Below are 15,739 nucleotides of genomic sequence, written 5' to 3' on the forward strand. Positions count from 1 at the left end.
ACATCCACCGCGTCAGCAAATCTTGTCCCGTCCTCCAGCGCGCCCGCAGGCTCAGAAGCGGTGCACGTAGGCGATGCCGAAGAGGAAGGGGTCGATCTCGGCCGTACCAATGGCGGCACCGTTGAGCCTGGCGTCTGCGTCGATGTCGAACCAGCGCACATTCAGACGCACCGCGCCCGCGTCGCTGATCTGGTAATCGACACCTGCCTGCACCGAAAAGCCCCAGGAGTTATCCAGTTCCAGTGTGCCCAATGGCGATTCCTCGTCAAAGAAGGTGGTGTAGTTGATGCCCGCGCCGACATAAGGCTTCCACGCGGTCGCCGTCGGGAAGTGATAGTTCAGCGACAGGGTAGGCGGCAGGTGCTTGGTGCTGCCCGCGGCGCCGATCCCGGCAATCGAGATGTCATGTTCGAAGGGCGTTGCCGCCAGAAGCTCGATACCGAGGTTATCGCGAATGAAGTATTCGAAAGTGAAAGTAATGCTCTCGTCGTCGCCAATGTCGGCTTCGCCCCCCGCGAGGGTGCCATTGCCGGATTTCGGGTTGATGGTGGCGAGGCCCAGACCGATTGTCCAATCTCCCTGAGACTGCGCCAGCGCCGGCGCAGCGAAAAGCGCCAGAGCGCTGCTCATGAGAAGAGTTTTAGCCGTGATTTTCATGGTGGTTTCCATTCCTTCTTGTGGTTCAGGAGGGTGATGCGCCGGCTGCGGGAAAACCGTGTTGATGCAGATCAAAAGGCGGTCGATTCAGCCTGTGCAAGATTGCCGCAGGTGCAAAGACGCCGCCAACGTGGGCTGCCATTATGTGTGGGCCGCTTCTGCCGGGCTGGAGGTGGGGCGTGATGCGATTTCTTCTTGTTTTGACCCTCGCGCTGCCGATGTCGGTGTCGGCGCAGGACGTGCATTTTAGCGGCGATGCGACACTGGCCTGCCTGACCCGAACAGAAGATCATGCCGCGCGTCTGATGTGTGCGGGGCTGTCTGCCGGAAATTGCATCAATGCGCCGGGCGGGCAGACAACCGTCGGCATGGTGGACTGCTTTGACCGTGAATGGCGGCTTTGGGACCTTATGCTCAACCAGAACTACCAGGCGCGGATGGCGGAGGCGAAGGTCAGGGACAAGGAAGCGGTCGGCTATGGTCAGTCGGTTGCGAAGGAGGCGGAGACGCTGCGCAATATGCAACGGTCATGGATATCCTACCGCGATGCTGCCTGCACGTACGAAAGGAGCCTGTGGGGTGGTGGTACCGGGGGTGGCCCGGCGACGGTCGCCTGCATGATGGAGCTGACTGCGGCGCAGGCGATCCGGTTGGAGACCCGTTTTGGGCCATGAACCGTTGGCTTTGGTGGGCACCATTGGTCCTTTTGATAACGGGCCTTGCGGTCTGGGGGTTCCGACTGGGGTGGATTGCGGCAACGATAACGGAGACGGATGTGATCACGACTTACGCGAAACGCTATCTCGAGGCGGCAGGTCCGGGGGCCGCGCTGTCCGACTGCGTTGCCTATCCCGGCAGGGATCGGGGCGTCTGGCTGGTGGTGCGCTGCGGGCCGGATCCGTCCGGGTCCGGCGGCAGATACGAATACCACGTCAACCGGCTGGGCGGGTTGGTGGCTTCGGGCGGGCTGTCGACGCGGGGTGCACCAGCCGGACGTGCCGCGATGCCCCAGACATGATGAGCCGCAAGGCACCCGTTTTCGGAGTGAAGGAGACCAGATGAAACTGACATCACAGGCGTTGCCGAGCTCGGAGAGTTTCAAGGCAAACCGCGCGGCCCATCTTGATGCATTGGCGGAGATTGCCGCCGCAGCAGAGGCCGCCGCCTTGGGCGGAGGCGAAAAATCCCGTGCCCGCCACATCAGCCGGGGCAAGATGCTGCCGCGCGACCGGGTGGCAAACCTTCTCGATCCCGGCAGCCCGTTTCTGGAAGTGGGCGCGACGGCCGCGCACGGTCTTTACCAGGGCGCAGCGCCTTGCGCGGGGGTGATTGCGGGCATCGGGCAGGTCCAGGGCCAGGAGGTCATGGTGGTGTGCAACGATGCCACCGTAAAGGGCGGCACCTACTATCCGATGACGGTCAAAAAGCACCTGCGCGCACAGGAGATCGCGCAGGACAACCGGCTGCCCTGCATCTACCTGGTGGATAGCGGCGGGGCCAATCTGCCCAACCAGGATGAGGTGTTCCCCGACCGCGATCACTTTGGCCGCATCTTTTACAATCAGGCCCGGATGAGCGCGCAGGGCATTCCCCAGATCGCGGTGGTCATGGGTTCCTGCACGGCCGGTGGCGCCTACGTGCCTGCAATGTCTGACGTAACAATCATCGTGCGCGATCAGGGCACCATCTTTCTGGCCGGGCCGCCACTGGTCAAGGCGGCCACGGGCGAGGTGGTCAGCGCCGAAGACCTTGGCGGCGGCGATGTGCACACACGCCTCAGCGGCGTGGCGGATTATCTGGCGGAGGATGATGCACATGCGCTGGCGCTGGCACGCCGGGCCGTGGCCTCACTGAACCGTGCCAAGCCATCAACCGTGCAATGGGAGACGCCCGAAGACCCGGTGTATGATCCCGAGGAAATCCTCGGCGTTGTGCCCGCCGATCTGCGCACCCCGTATGACATTCGCGAGGTGATCGCGCGGCTCGTGGACGGGTCGCGTTTTGACGAATTCAAGCCACGTTTCGGTGAGACGCTGGTCACCGGATTTGCGCATCTGAAGGGCTGTCCCATCGGGATCATCGCGAACAACGGCGTGCTGTTCTCGGAATCCGCCCAGAAGGGCGCGCATTTCGTCGAACTGTGTTCGCAACGTCGTATCCCGCTGGTTTTCCTACAGAACATCACCGGCTTCATGGTCGGCCGCAAGTATGAGAACGAAGGCATCGCGCGCCACGGCGCCAAGATGGTGACGGCTGTCGCCTCGACCAATGTGCCCAAGATCACCATGCTGGTCGGCGGTTCTTTCGGGGCGGGCAATTACGGCATGGCGGGGCGCGCCTACTCGCCGCGCTTCATGTGGACCTGGCCCAACAGCCGCATTTCGGTGATGGGCGGGGCCCAGGCGGCGGGCGTTCTGGCCACCGTCAAACGCGACGCCATCGAGCGCGCGGGGGACAGCTGGTCGGCTGAGGATGAGGCCGCGTTCAAACAGCCGACAATCGATATGTTCGAACGGCAAAGCCACCCGCTTTATGCCTCGGCCCGGCTGTGGGATGATGGCATTGTCGACCCGCGCAAATCGCGCGATGTGCTGGCCTTGTCGCTTTCGGCAGCGTTGAATGCCCCAATCGAAGAGACGCGCTTCGGCGTCTTCCGTATGTGATATGCCGATGTCGCCCCTTGCCTGTTACCCCGTCATGTCTTTCCCGCCCTGCCAGCGCAGAGCGTGCGGCGGGCCGCTTCGTCCCCGCCTACGCCAAACACACCGACATCGCGCCGAAGTGGCGTGGCCCGTTGGCGCGCGGCATCCGAACGGTCGGGGTCGCACACATCCCTTTTGGGCAGGTGGACATGTTGGCGGGGCGTTTCGAAGGGGTCGGGGATTTCGGAAAATGAATCTGAAGCAGTTTTTCAAGAACGCCCTGCGGCGACAGACTGGCGGCAGCGCGGGGCAGTATGAAACGAAAGGGCCGGGGCATGTTTGACACAATCCTGATTGCAAACCGTGGTGAGATTGCCTGCCGGGTCATGGAGACCGCCCGTGCGATGGGCGTGCGGTGCGTGGCGGTCTACTCCGACGCGGATGCTGCCGCCAAACACGTCGCGATGTCCGACAGGGCGGTGCATATCGGTGGGTCGGCCCCGGCAGACAGCTATCTGCGCGGCGATGCGATTATTCAGGCCGCACGCGACACCGGCGCGCAGGCGATCCACCCCGGCTACGGGTTTCTCAGCGAAAACCCCGACTTCGTGGAAGCGGTGGAAGCGGCAGGGCTGGTGTTCATCGGGCCATCGGCCTCGGCCATTCGCGCGATGGGCCTGAAAGACGCGGCCAAGGCCCTGATGGTGAAGGCGGGCGTGCCGGTGGTGCCAGGGTATCACGGGGCGGATCAGGACGATAAGCTGCTGGCTGCCGAGGCAGACAAGATCGGCTATCCGGTCTTGATCAAGGCCGTTGCGGGCGGCGGTGGCAAGGGCATGCGACTGGTCGAGACGCCGGGTGATTTCGAGGCGGCACTTGTGTCAGCCCGGTCAGAAGCCAAGACGGCCTTTGGTAACGCCGATGTGCTGGTGGAGAAATTCGTCACGCAACCGCGGCACATCGAAGTGCAGGTCTTTGGTGATGGCGCCAGGGCAGTGCATCTGTTCGAGCGGGACTGTTCGCTACAGCGCCGCCACCAGAAAGTCATCGAAGAGGCCCCTGCGCCCGACATGACCGCAGAGATGCGCACCGCGATGGGGGCGGCGGCGGTGCGTGCTGCCGAAGCCATCAACTACAGCGGCGCGGGCACGGTGGAGTTCATCGTCGATAGCTCGCAGGGTCTGTCGCCCGACGGCTTCTATTTCATGGAGATGAACACGCGCCTGCAGGTCGAACACCCGGTGACGGAGGCGATCACCGGCATTGATCTGGTAGCATGGCAGCTGCGTGTGGCCGCTGGTGAACCCCTCCCACGGGAGCAGGCGGACCTCAAGATCGACGGCCATGCCTTCGAAGCACGGCTCTATGCCGAGGATGTGCCCGCCGGATTCCTGCCCGCGACTGGCACACTCAGCCATCTGGAGTTTCCCGGCAATCTGCGCGCTGACAGCGGCGTCCGCGCCGGTGACACGATCAGCCCCTTTTACGACCCGATGATCGCCAAGCTGGTCGTGCATGGTCCAAACCGCGCGGTGGCCTTGTCGCGTCTTGCCACCGGGCTTGCGGGCACGCAGGTGGCTGGTACGGTGACAAATCTTGCCTTTCTGGGCGCGCTTGCCGGGCACGCGGGCTTTGGGCGTGGCGAGGTCGATACCGGGCTGATCGGGCGCGAGATCGACAGCCTGACGGTCGCACCCGAGGCGGCGGCGCATCACAAAGTGGCAGCCGGAATGGCCGCCCTGGGCCTGTTCGATCCCGGCGTGCAAGCTGGATTTGCGCTCTGGCAACCGCTCAGCCGGTCCGTGCACCTGGTCTGGCAGGATGACGAAATCGACCTGCGCGTCGAGGTGCTGAGCACCGACCGGCAACGCTGGCAACTTGCGGATGAGACGGTCGACGCGCATCGTCAGGGCAGGGTTTGGTACATCGGCGGACATCCGGCACCCGCCGTGGCTGTTGCCGGGCGGGTAGTCACGGTCTTTGATGGCTACGGGCTCGCGTTTCATATCATCGATCCTCTGGACCGGGCCAGCGGGGCGGCGGGCGACGGCAACCTGATCGAGGCTCCCATGCCTGGCCTGGTAAAGACCATCACGGCCACTGTCGATCAGGCCGTTGCCAAGGGGGACCGGCTGGCCGTGCTGGAAGCGATGAAAATGGAACATGCGCTGCTTGCCGCGCGGGATGGGGTGATCGCCGAGGTCATGGCGCAGGCCGGGGAGCAGGTCGAGGCGGGGGCGGCCCTGATCCGCCTGAAGCCGGAGGACGATACCCCGTGATCACGCTGCACCACTGTCCGCAAACCCGGTCGATGCGAACGCTCTGGCTGCTGAACGAGCTTGGCATGCCGTTCCAACTGCGCAGCTACCCGTTTGACAGAACCCTGCGGGCGCCGGAATTCCTCAGCCTGTCGCCTGCCGGTCGGGTGCCCGCGCTGGAAATCGACGGGGAACGGATGTTTGAAACCGGTGCGATCACAGAATATCTGTGCGAAAGATTCAGCCCCGACCGGCTGGGGCGGATGCCCGGCAGCCCGGACCGGATGTCGTGGCTGGTCTGGCTTCACTTTTCCGAAACGGTGAGCCAGCACACCGCCGCCCTGACCCAGCAGCATGTGGCCCTGCGGGAGGATCACATGCGCAGCCCTATCGTGATGAAACTCGAAGCCGCCCGCGTCACGAAATGCTATGCTGCGATCGAAGCACGGCTGAACCCGCCTGCGCGCAAACGCGACTATCTGCTCACGTCCGGATTTTCCGCTGTCGATATCTCGGTCGGACAGGCTGTTTACATGGCGCGCCACTTTGCCCGGCTGGAGGATTTCCCAGCCACCGCCGACTGGTATGCTCGGATCACCGCCCGCGAGGGTTTCACGGCGTCCCTGCCGTGTGGCGATGGCATTTATGACCGAGACTTTTACGCGCCGTGGCCGTTAGAGTGATGGTGAGTGCGACCAAAGGGGAGAATGCGCGATGAGTCTGGGGCCATGTGAGATTTTCGAGGTGGGGCCGCGTGACGGGCTGCAGAACGAGGCGCGCGACATTCCGGTGGCGGAAAAGTTTGCCCTGATCGATACGCTGAGCCGGGCGGGGTTTCGCCGGATCGAAGCTGCAAGTTTCGTGTCGCCGAAATGGGTGCCTCAGATGGCGGGGTCGGCGGCGGTGCTTGCCGGGATCACTCGGGCAGAAGGCGTGCGATATGCCGCCCTGACGCCCAACCTGCGCGGCTTCGAGGATGCGAAAGCCGCCGGCGCGGATGAAATCGCGATTTTTGCCTCTGCGTCGGAAGGCTTCTCCAAGGCGAATATCAACGCCAGCATCGCTGAAAGCATTGACCGTTTCACACCTGTTCTGGAAGAGGCGCGCCATATTGACCTGCCGGTGCGCGGATATGTGTCTTGCGTCATTGAATGCCCGTATGACGGCACGGTCGCCCCGTCGGCTGTTGCCGAAGTGGCCGACAAGCTTTTTGGCATGGGCTGCTATGAGATCAGCCTCGGTGACACCATCGGGGCGGGTACGCCGGACAGCATCGCGCGCATGCTCCTTGCGGTCCGGGACGTGGTGCCCGCAGGCCGGCTGGCGGGCCATTACCATGACACGCAGGGAAGGGCGATAGACAATATCGATGCCTCCCTCAGCCTCGGGCTGCGCGTCTTCGATGCAGCTGTCGGTGGCCTTGGCGGGTGCCCCTATGCACCGGGTGCCGCCGGAAATGTCGCGACCGAAACTGTCGCCCGGCACCTGGCCGCGCTGGGGTATGAGACCGGGCTGGACCTTGAGGTGATCGAAGAGGCAGCAGGGATGGCGCGGGCCATGAGAACGGACTGACGGGCGGCACGGCGATGGATCTGTTCAAGGCCACCGAGCGGATGATGACGATGGACGACCGGAGCTGGTTGCGCCACGCGAACCCCTTGTCGGGCTGGACGCGGATGATGACCTGTCTGCCTTTGCTGGTTCTGGCAATCTGGAGCAGGGCGTGGATAGGCGCATGGGCGCTGGTCCCGGTGACGCTTGCCCTTGTGTGGATCTGGGCCAATCCGCGTGTGTTTCCGCCTCCCAGGCGCCTCGACAACTGGATGAGCAAAGGGGTTCTGGGGGAGCGTGTTTTCCTCAACCACCGCCACGAGATCGCGCCGCATCATCGTCGCGCGGCCGTCGTTCTGAGCGGCTTGAGCCTGCCGGGTGCTGCGATCATGGTCTGGGGATTATGGGTATTTTGGTGGGAAGGTGCCGTCTTTGGCATGATTTTGACGGCGCTGCCAAAGATCTGGTTCGTGGACCGGATGGTGTGGGTGCACGATGACTGGCTGCGCGCAGGACGCGCCATTCCCGGATTGGAGAAGCAGGATGTTTGAGACGATCACCTTGGAAACCGACGCGCGCGGCGTGGCGACCCTGACCCTCAACCGGCCCGACAAGCACAATGCGATGTCTGCACAGATGCTGGCCGACCTTACCGATGCAGCGGCAAAGATCGCCGCCGATGACGCGATACGGGTCGTGGTGCTGACGGGGGCGGGAAAGTCTTTTTGCGCGGGGGGCGATCTTGCGTGGATGCGGGACCAGATGTCGATGGATGCCGAGACCCGCAGCGCCGAGGCGCGCAAGCTGGCAACGATGCTGGGCGCGCTGAACACGCTGCCCAAGCCGTTGATCGGGGCGGTGCAGGGCAATGCTTTCGGCGGCGGGATCGGGATGGCCTGCGTCTGCGACGTTGCGCTTGGGGTGGATACCGCGAAACTCGGCCTGACGGAAACCCGCCTTGGGCTGATCCCAGCCACCATCGGGCCTTACGTGCTGGCCCGGATGGGCGAGGGGCGCGCGCGCCGGGTGTTCATGTCGGCCCGGCTGTTTGATGCCGGGGAAGCCGTGGATTTGGGCATTCTGGCGCGGAGTGTGCCCGCGGAGGATCTCGCGGCCGCCATCGAACGCGAGGTTGCACCCTACCTGTCCTGTGCCCCCGGAGCGGTTGCGGCGGCCAAGAAACTGGCGCGCGATCTTGGCCCGCGCATTGACACGGAAGTGGTGGATCACACCATCGCCGCGCTCGCGTCCCAATGGGAAAGCCCGGAGGCCACAGAGGGTATCGGCGCGTTCTTTGACAAACGCAAAGCGTCCTGGGCCCCGTAAATCCTCGAAAGGACCCAGAGCGCTCGTGGCAAAGCCCCCGGGAAATCCGTGCCCATCACAACCCGGCGGACAGGAGGAACCGGGCACGAGGGTCTGGCGGCCGATGTGAATATCGCCGACGAATGCGCCTCCAACCGCCCTTGCTGTGGCGCCTGATCAAAAACGCGCGCACTTGGAATTTTTGGCGAATTCCGGGACTTGAACCCTTGAAAACACCCTTCCGCCCGTTGACCCTGCCATGCCACACGCGTAAACCCTTTGCAGCCCCATACGCTGCGGGGCAGCGTGACCTGTCGCACGCCTGAGCAGACAAAAGGAGCCATGTCTTGGACGAGATGCTGCGGGAATACCTTCCCATCCTCATGTTTCTGGCTGTGGCCATAGGCTTAGGCCTTGTTCTGATCCTTGCTGCCGTGATCGTGGCGGTGCGCAATCCGGACCCCGAAAAGGTCTCTGCCTATGAATGCGGGTTCAATGCATTTGACGATGCGCGGATGAAATTCGACGTGCGGTTTTACCTCGTCTCGATCCTCTTCATCATCTTCGATCTGGAGATTGCTTTCCTCTTCCCCTGGGCCGTCGCCTTCAAGGATGTGAGCATCGTAGGTTTCTGGTCAATGATGGTGTTCCTGGCCGTGCTGACGATCGGCTTTGCCTACGAATGGAAAAAAGGAGCGCTGGAATGGCAGTAGCCGCCGGAGCCAACGTTGCGGGTGTGGACCGCGACGTCGCCACGCAGGACCTGAACCGCGAATTGCAGGACAAGGGCTTCCTGCTGACCTCGACCGAGGACATTATCAACTGGGCGCGCACCGGTTCGCTGCACTGGATGACATTCGGTCTTGCCTGCTGTGCGGTGGAGATGATGCACACCTCCATGCCGCGATACGATCTGGAACGCTTTGGCACAGCCCCGCGCGCCAGCCCGCGCCAGTCGGATCTGATGATCGTCGCCGGCACGCTGACCAACAAGATGGCGCCCGCCCTGCGCAAGGTCTACGACCAGATGCCCGAGCCGCGCTACGTGATCTCCATGGGGTCCTGCGCCAACGGTGGCGGCTACTACCACTACAGCTATTCCGTTGTGCGCGGCTGTGACCGCATCGTGCCGGTCGATGTCTATGTGCCCGGCTGCCCGCCGACCGCCGAGGCACTGCTTTACGGCATCATGCAGCTGCAACGCAAAATCCGCCGCACCGGCACAATCGTTCGCTAACGGGGGCTGACCATGTCTGACGCATTGAAAGAACTTGGCGGCTATATCGAAGCCAAACGCACCGATTGCGTGCTGGCCTGGGATGTCACCCATGGCGAGCTGAACCTCGACGTGACCCCCTCCAACATCACGGGACTGGTCGAGTTTCTGAAGACGGATGTCACGTGCAAGTTCTCTTCGCTCGTCGACATCACGGCGGTGGATTACACGGGGCGTGCCAAGCGGTTCGACGTTGTTTACCACCTGCTGTCGATGTATCAGAACCACCGCATCCGCCTGCGCGTCAGCATCCGCGAGGACGAGATGGTCCCGTCGATCATCGATGTGCATCCGTCGGCCAACTGGTTCGAACGCGAAGTGTTCGACATGTTCGGCATCCTCTTTACGGGCCATCCGGACCTGCGGCGCATCCTCACGGACTACGGGTTTCGCGGCTACCCACTGCGCAAGGATTTCCCGACCACCGGCTACACCGAAGTGCGCTATGACGAGGCGCAGAAGCGCGTGGTTTACGAGCCCGTGAGCCTTGTACAGGAATACCGGCAGTTCGATTTCATGTCTCCCTGGGAAGGCGCGGAATACATCCTGCCAGGAGATGAAAAGCAGGAGGCCAAGTAGATGGGCGGCGTCTGGTGGCTCATCCTCTCGGCGGCGACAGCGATCCCGATGATCAAGCTGCTGCCGTTCTTCGGCATCAACAAATACTGGGCGGCGGCCTGCCTGATCCCGCTGGGCACGATTGCGCTGCTGTGGTGGATGGGCCTGAAGCTGCAAGAACTGGAGAAGCGGTGATGGCTGCGGTTTCAGGCAATACCAGTTTTGTCGTTGTTGGCTTCGTACTGCCGTTCATGGAAGGATTTCTTCGAGGCTCGCGCGGTCTACCTCGTCGGCATAGGATGGTTGTGCTTTGGGCATGCGTGCTTCTGGGATTGATGGCATGCATCTTGGTTTGGCCTGCGTTCGTTGGGGTTTTTGCAGTTGAGGGATCTTCTGTGGTCTTCGAAGAATTGGCAACTCTTCGCTACCTTTCCTTTGTGGTGGCTCTGGTTGCAGCAATGATAGCCGCACAGTTTTCGGGATTTCGCGTTGGTCGCTGGCTAATGATTTCCCTAACATATGGTGACAAGAAATGATGGACGGAAGCAAAGGCTTTGAAGACGCCCTGACGGGCGAGCAGAAGATCCGCAACTTCAACATCAACTTCGGGCCGCAGCACCCGGCGGCGCATGGCGTGCTGCGGCTGGTGCTGGAGCTTGACGGCGAGATCGTCGAGCGCTGTGACCCGCATATCGGGCTGTTGCACCGTGGCACCGAGAAGCTGATGGAAAGCCGGACCTACCTGCAGAACCTGCCCTATTTCGACCGGCTCGACTATGTGGCGCCGATGAACCAGGAGCATGCCTGGTGCCTGGCCATCGAGAAGCTGACGGGTGTCGAAGTGCCCCGCCGCGCATCCCTCATCCGCGTGCTTTTCTGCGAGATCGGACGGGTGCTCAACCACCTGCTGAACATCACCACCCAAGCCATGGATGTGGGCGCGCTGACCCCGCCGCTCTGGGGCTTTGAGGAACGTGAAAAGCTGATGGTCTTCTACGAACGCGCCTGCGGCGCGCGGCTGCACGCGGCCTATTTCCGCCCGGGCGGTGTGCATCAGGACCTGCCCGACGCGCTGATCGACGATATCGAGACCTGGGCCAAGGAATTCCCGCGGGTGATGGCCGACATCGACGGGCTGCTCACGGAAAACCGCATCTTCAAACAGCGTAACGCGGACATCGGCGTGGTGACCGAAGAAGATATCCTCGAATACGGCTTCTCGGGCGTGATGGTGCGCGGCTCAGGCCTCGCCTGGGATTTACGCCGCGCGCAGCCCTACGAATGCTACGACGAGTTCGACTTCCAGATCCCCGTGGGCAAGAACGGCGACTGCTACGACCGCTATCTTGTGCGCATGGAAGAAATGCGCCAGTCGGTCTCGATCATCCATCAGGCCATCGAGAAACTGCGCGCGCCGGACGGGCAGGGCGACATCCTCGCCCGCGGCAAGATCACCCCGCCGAGCCGCTCTGACATGAAAACCTCGATGGAAAGCCTGATCCACCACTTCAAACTCTACACCGAAGGCTTCCACGTGCCCGAGGGCGAGGTCTACTGCGCAGTCGAGGCGCCGAAGGGCGAATTCGGCGTCTATCTGGTGGCCGATGGCACCAACAAACCCTATCGCGCCAAGCTGCGTGCGCCGGGCTTTTTGCATCTGCAGGCGATGGACCACATGTCCAAGGGGCACCAGCTGGCCGATGTGGCCGCGATCATCGGCACCATGGACGTGGTCTTCGGAGAGATTGACCGATGAAACCGTCCGCCTTTCTCTGGTTCTTAAATATCCCCGCCGGAGGCTCCCGCAGCCTCCGCAAGTACTGAGGTTCGACTGAATGCTCCGCCGTCTCCATCCTGATCAACCCGACACATTCGCCTTCACGCCGGACAATCTGGCCTGGGCGGAAGGGCAGATCACCAAGTATCCCGAAGGCCGTCAGGCCAGCGCCATCATTCCGATCCTGTGGCGCGCGCAGGAGCAGGAAGGCTGGCTCAGCAAGCCCGCGATCGAGGCCGTCGCGGACATGCTGGGGCTAAGCTACATCCGGGCGCTGGAAGTCGCCACCTTCTACTTCATGTTCCAACTGCAACCGGTTGGAAAAATCGCTCATATTCAGGTCTGCGGCACAACCTCCTGCATGATCTGCGGGGCCGAGGATCTTGTCGCCGTCTGCAAGGAGAAAATCGCACCCGAGCCACACGCGCTGTCGGCGGATGGCAATTTCAGCTGGGAAGAAGTCGAATGCCTGGGCTCCTGCTCGAACGCGCCGATGGCGCAGATCGGCAAGGACTACTACGAGGACCTCACGGCAGAGCGGGTGGGTGAAATCATTGACGAACTGGCCGCAGGCTCGGTGCCCGTGCCCGGCCCGCAGAATGGCCGCTACGCGGCGGAGCCGCTCAAGGGGCTGACCTCTCTGACCGACTACGACAGCGGCAAGACGCAATACAATGCCTCCGTGCAACTGGCCGTGGACATTGGCGACACCGTCAAACGCATTGACGGGACCGAAGTGCCGCTGGTCATGCCATGGCAAGGAAAGCCTGCGAATAAGCCCGCCAGACCGCGCCCGCCCAAGGCGACAGCCACCGCGGCTCCGCAACCGGTCGCAAGCGAGGGCACGAAACCCGAGACACTGGCACAGGCCCGTGACTCTGGTGCCGACGATCTCAAGAAGATCAAAGGCATCGGCCCCAAGCTTGAAAAAATGCTGAATGGCATGGGATTTTTCCACTTCGATCAGGTGGCGGCATGGACCGCGGAGGAGATCGCCTGGGTGGATGATAACCTGGAAGGCTTCAAAGGGCGCGTTAGTCGGGACAACTGGGTAAAACAAGCAAGAGACCTTGCGGAAGACGAGGCGACATAATTTTCAGAAACGGTGGAAGCGGGTGCGCACCAAGCGTAACACCCAAAGACCGGAAAGAGAGACTGGGATGGACAATAATCAAGGAATGATCGGAATGGCACTTGGCAGCTGGCTGGTGGCACTGGCCGGGGGCGTGCTTGCGGCCGTGTTGCTGTGGGTGCTGGGAGGCTGGAGCTTCATGCAGGGTGCTTTTGCCGGCTTCGTCATCTTTGTCGTTTTCGGTGCGCTGATCAGCTGGATCATGACCCGCCCGCTGCCTGCGCCGGGTGAACTGAACGCCAGGGCTGCTGCGGGCGATGCGCCGGAACCCGCCAAGCGCGCGGAAACACCAGCACCGGCACCTGTCGCCGCTGCGGCGCCCGCTGCAACTGAAACGCCGGCGGCGGCAGCGCCGAAACCGGCTGCCGCAAAAACCACGGCCAAGAAGCCGGCCGCAAAAAAACCGGCGGCCAAGAAAGCAGCGCCCAAAAAGGCGGCAGCAGCGAAGGAGGCGGGGGAAGTCAGCCGACCGGCAGCCTTCTCTGATGCCCCGCGGGCTGGCGGCGCGGATGATCTCAAGCGGATCAACGGCGTCGGTCCGAAGCTGGAAGAGACCTTGAACAGCCTGGGCATCTGGCATTTCGATCAGGTCGCCAGCCTCACGAAAACTGACATTGCCTGGGTTGATGAACGTCTGCGGTTCAAGGGCCGCATCGAACGCGATGACTGGGTCGGACAGGCCAAAGAGCTGGCCAAGGGAGACTAAGAGCGTCTTCCGACAGGAAGTGGAACAACCAGGAGAAGGGCGGGAAACCGCAATGAGTGCGCAACATCAAGACCCCCGGACACAGGAAGCTGCCCTTGCCGCAAAGGGTCGGCTGGTCAGCCTCGTGATTGTCGGAACGATGGTGCTCTGGCTGCTGGCGCTCTGGCTGGGGCCAAAGCTCGGGATGCCGGGGCGCTATGCATTCCTGTTCGATTTTGCAGCACTTGCGGGGCTTTTCTGGGCCTTGGTGGTGTCTTTACAGATACGGCGCGCGCGCAAGGGCGCGCGCGGCAACGAGTAAAAGGGGAAGCGTCATGCTTCAGGACAAGGATCGCATCTTTACCAATATCTACGGCATGCATGACCGCACGCTGAAAGGCGCGCAAGACCGGGGCCATTGGGATGGAACGGCGGAGATCATCAAGAAGGGCCGCGATTGGATCGTGGACCAGATGAAGGCTTCCGGTCTGCGGGGCCGGGGCGGCGCCGGCTTCCCGACGGGTCTGAAATGGTCCTTCATGCCCAAGGAGAGCGATGGGCGGCCTGCGTACCTGGTGGTCAACGCCGACGAATCCGAACCGGGTACCTGCAAGGACCGCGAGATCATGCGCCATGATCCGCATACGCTGGTTGAGGGTTGCCTGATCGCGTCATTCGCGATGAACGCGCATGCCTGCTACATCTACATCCGCGGCGAATACATCCGCGAGAAAGAAGCGCTGCAGGCCGCGATTGACGAGGCCTATGACGCGGGGCTGATCGGCAAGAATGCCTGCGGATCGGGCTGGGATTTCGATCTCTACCTGCACCACGGGGCTGGGGCCTATATCTGCGGCGAAGAAACAGCGTTGCTGGAAAGCCTTGAGGGCAAGAAGGGCATGCCGCGCATGAAGCCGCCGTTTCCAGCGGGCGCGGGGCTCTACGGCTGCCCGACCACGGTGAACAACGTGGAATCCATTGCCGTAGTGCCGACGATCCTGCGCCGCGGGCCGGAGTGGTTCGCGGGATTTGGTCGCGCGAACAACGCCGGGACAAAACTCTTTGCGATCAGTGGTCATGTGAACAACCCCTGCGTGGTCGAAGAGGCGATGTCGATCACCTTCGAGGAGCTGATCGAGACCCACTGCGGCGGCATTCGCGGCGGCTGGGACAATCTCAAGGCGGTTATTCCTGGCGGGTCCTCGGTACCGATGATCCCCGGCAAGGACATGAAAGACGCCATCATGGATTTCGACTACCTGCGCGAACAGCGGTCGGGCCTCGGCACGGCGGCGGTGATCGTGATGGATAATTCCACGGATGTGATCAAGGCGATCTGGCGGCTGTCGAAGTTCTACAAGCACGAAAGCTGCGGACAATGCACGCCTTGCCGCGAAGGCACCGGCTGGATGATGCGGGTGATGGATCGTCTGGTCACCGGCGAGGCGGAACCCGAAGAGATCGACATGCTGCTCGATGTGACCAAGCAGGTCGAGGGCCACACGATCTGTGCCTTGGGAGATGCTGCGGCCTGGCCCATTCAGGGTCTGATCCGTCATTTCCGCGACGAGATAGAGGACCGCATCAAGCATAAGCGGACCGGGCGCGTATCAGCGTTGGCGGCGGAGTGAATGCTTGGTTTTTTTGGTTCAACGTCTGTCGACGCCACAGTTTTGCGGGGCATGCCAGACATGGGCGAAGCTAGATAACGGGCTGGACGAGCATTGCTATGAACAGGATGGACAGATCAGAACAACTTGCCCACGCCGGCGTTCCCGGGCCTCTCGGCTTGGGTTTGTTGTGGTGTTGGCGTTCGTCGGAGCGGCATGTGTCTTTTTGTCTCCGTAACCCGCGGTGGCCTGCCGACTGCTCTAAGATGTCCGGCGTTTGCGCTTCTG

The 15,739-nt window shown here is 62.4% G+C and carries 19 protein-coding genes; 18 read left to right on the top strand and 1 reads right to left on the bottom strand.

Features of this window, described 5'->3' with window-relative positions; translation table 11 throughout:
- Positions 1–51: 51 nt before the first annotated feature.
- A complete protein-coding gene (locus tag KX928_RS08845; RefSeq protein ID WP_219501154.1) occupies positions 52–657 on the bottom strand; it encodes an OmpW/AlkL family protein in 606 nt (201 codons plus the stop codon).
- A 182-nt stretch (positions 658–839) separates the two neighbouring features.
- Here KX928_RS08845 and KX928_RS08850 point away from each other — a divergent pair, with 182 nt between their 5' ends.
- From KX928_RS08850 to nuoF, 18 genes are all read left to right on the top strand, one after another.
- Positions 840–1,331 (top strand): lysozyme inhibitor LprI family protein, encoded by a 492-nt coding sequence (locus KX928_RS08850; RefSeq protein WP_219502102.1) that lies wholly within the window; start codon positions 840–842, stop codon positions 1,329–1,331.
- Positions 1,328–1,675, top strand: a complete 348-nt coding sequence (locus KX928_RS08855) for a hypothetical protein (protein WP_219501158.1) — start codon at positions 1,328–1,330, stop codon at positions 1,673–1,675. The genes KX928_RS08850 and KX928_RS08855 overlap by 4 nt, the downstream gene beginning before the upstream one ends.
- A 40-nt stretch (positions 1,676–1,715) precedes the next feature.
- Complete coding sequence (locus KX928_RS08860) at positions 1,716–3,320, top strand: carboxyl transferase domain-containing protein (RefSeq protein WP_219501161.1); 1,605 nt, start codon at positions 1,716–1,718, stop codon at positions 3,318–3,320.
- A gap of 314 nt (positions 3,321–3,634) precedes the next feature.
- Complete coding sequence (locus tag KX928_RS08865) at positions 3,635–5,578, top strand: acetyl/propionyl/methylcrotonyl-CoA carboxylase subunit alpha (RefSeq protein ID WP_219501164.1); 1,944 nt, start codon at positions 3,635–3,637, stop codon at positions 5,576–5,578.
- Positions 5,575–6,240 carry a glutathione S-transferase family protein gene (locus KX928_RS08870; protein ID WP_219501168.1) on the top strand — a complete coding sequence of 222 codons (666 nt, stop codon included), beginning with the start codon at positions 5,575–5,577 and terminating at the stop codon, positions 6,238–6,240. Before KX928_RS08865 ends, KX928_RS08870 begins: the two co-directional genes overlap by 4 nt.
- A gap of 31 nt (positions 6,241–6,271) precedes the next feature.
- Positions 6,272–7,129 carry a hydroxymethylglutaryl-CoA lyase gene (locus KX928_RS08875; RefSeq protein WP_219501171.1) on the top strand — a complete coding sequence of 286 codons (858 nt, stop codon included), beginning with the start codon at positions 6,272–6,274 and terminating at the stop codon, positions 7,127–7,129.
- Positions 7,130–7,143: 14 nt separating this feature from the next.
- Complete coding sequence (locus tag KX928_RS08880; protein WP_219501174.1) at positions 7,144–7,659, top strand: DUF6653 family protein; 516 nt, start codon at positions 7,144–7,146, stop codon at positions 7,657–7,659.
- Entirely contained in the window at positions 7,652–8,434 is a 783-nt protein-coding gene (locus KX928_RS08885; protein ID WP_219501177.1) for a crotonase/enoyl-CoA hydratase family protein, read from the top strand. Before KX928_RS08880 ends, KX928_RS08885 begins: the two co-directional genes overlap by 8 nt.
- Positions 8,435–8,760: 326 nt before the next feature.
- Complete coding sequence (locus tag KX928_RS08890; protein WP_219501179.1) at positions 8,761–9,126, top strand: NADH-quinone oxidoreductase subunit A; 366 nt, start codon at positions 8,761–8,763, stop codon at positions 9,124–9,126.
- Complete coding sequence (locus KX928_RS08895) at positions 9,117–9,650, top strand: NuoB/complex I 20 kDa subunit family protein (RefSeq protein WP_195820539.1); 534 nt, start codon at positions 9,117–9,119, stop codon at positions 9,648–9,650. The genes KX928_RS08890 and KX928_RS08895 overlap by 10 nt, the downstream gene beginning before the upstream one ends.
- A 12-nt stretch (positions 9,651–9,662) precedes the next feature.
- Positions 9,663–10,268, top strand: a complete 606-nt coding sequence (locus KX928_RS08900) for an NADH-quinone oxidoreductase subunit C (RefSeq protein ID WP_219501182.1) — start codon at positions 9,663–9,665, stop codon at positions 10,266–10,268.
- A complete protein-coding gene (locus tag KX928_RS08905; protein WP_219501185.1) occupies positions 10,269–10,442 on the top strand; it encodes a hypothetical protein in 174 nt (57 codons plus the stop codon).
- Positions 10,442–10,783, top strand: a complete 342-nt coding sequence (locus tag KX928_RS08910) for a hypothetical protein (RefSeq protein WP_219501188.1) — start codon at positions 10,442–10,444, stop codon at positions 10,781–10,783. Before KX928_RS08905 ends, KX928_RS08910 begins: the two co-directional genes overlap by 1 nt.
- Positions 10,783–12,003, top strand: a complete 1,221-nt coding sequence (locus KX928_RS08915; RefSeq protein WP_219502104.1) for an NADH-quinone oxidoreductase subunit D — start codon at positions 10,783–10,785, stop codon at positions 12,001–12,003. The genes KX928_RS08910 and KX928_RS08915 overlap by 1 nt, the downstream gene beginning before the upstream one ends.
- 79 nt (positions 12,004–12,082) lie before the next feature.
- Entirely contained in the window at positions 12,083–13,117 is a 1,035-nt protein-coding gene (nuoE, locus tag KX928_RS08920) for an NADH-quinone oxidoreductase subunit NuoE (RefSeq protein ID WP_219501192.1), read from the top strand.
- 67 nt (positions 13,118–13,184) lie between these two features.
- Positions 13,185–13,862 carry a helix-hairpin-helix domain-containing protein gene (locus KX928_RS08925; protein WP_219501195.1) on the top strand — a complete coding sequence of 226 codons (678 nt, stop codon included), beginning with the start codon at positions 13,185–13,187 and terminating at the stop codon, positions 13,860–13,862.
- Positions 13,863–13,914: 52 nt separating this feature from the next.
- On the top strand, positions 13,915–14,163 hold the full coding sequence (locus tag KX928_RS08930) for a DUF5337 domain-containing protein (RefSeq protein ID WP_219501198.1): 249 nt from the start codon (positions 13,915–13,917) through the stop codon (positions 14,161–14,163).
- A 13-nt stretch (positions 14,164–14,176) separates the two neighbouring features.
- Entirely contained in the window at positions 14,177–15,472 is a 1,296-nt protein-coding gene (gene nuoF / locus KX928_RS08935; protein ID WP_219501201.1) for an NADH-quinone oxidoreductase subunit NuoF, read from the top strand.
- The last annotated feature ends 267 nt before the right edge of the window (positions 15,473–15,739 follow it).

Origin of the sequence: Roseobacter insulae (assembly GCF_019375555.1) — a bacterium.
Lineage (GTDB): Bacteria > Pseudomonadota > Alphaproteobacteria > Rhodobacterales > Rhodobacteraceae > Roseobacter > Roseobacter insulae.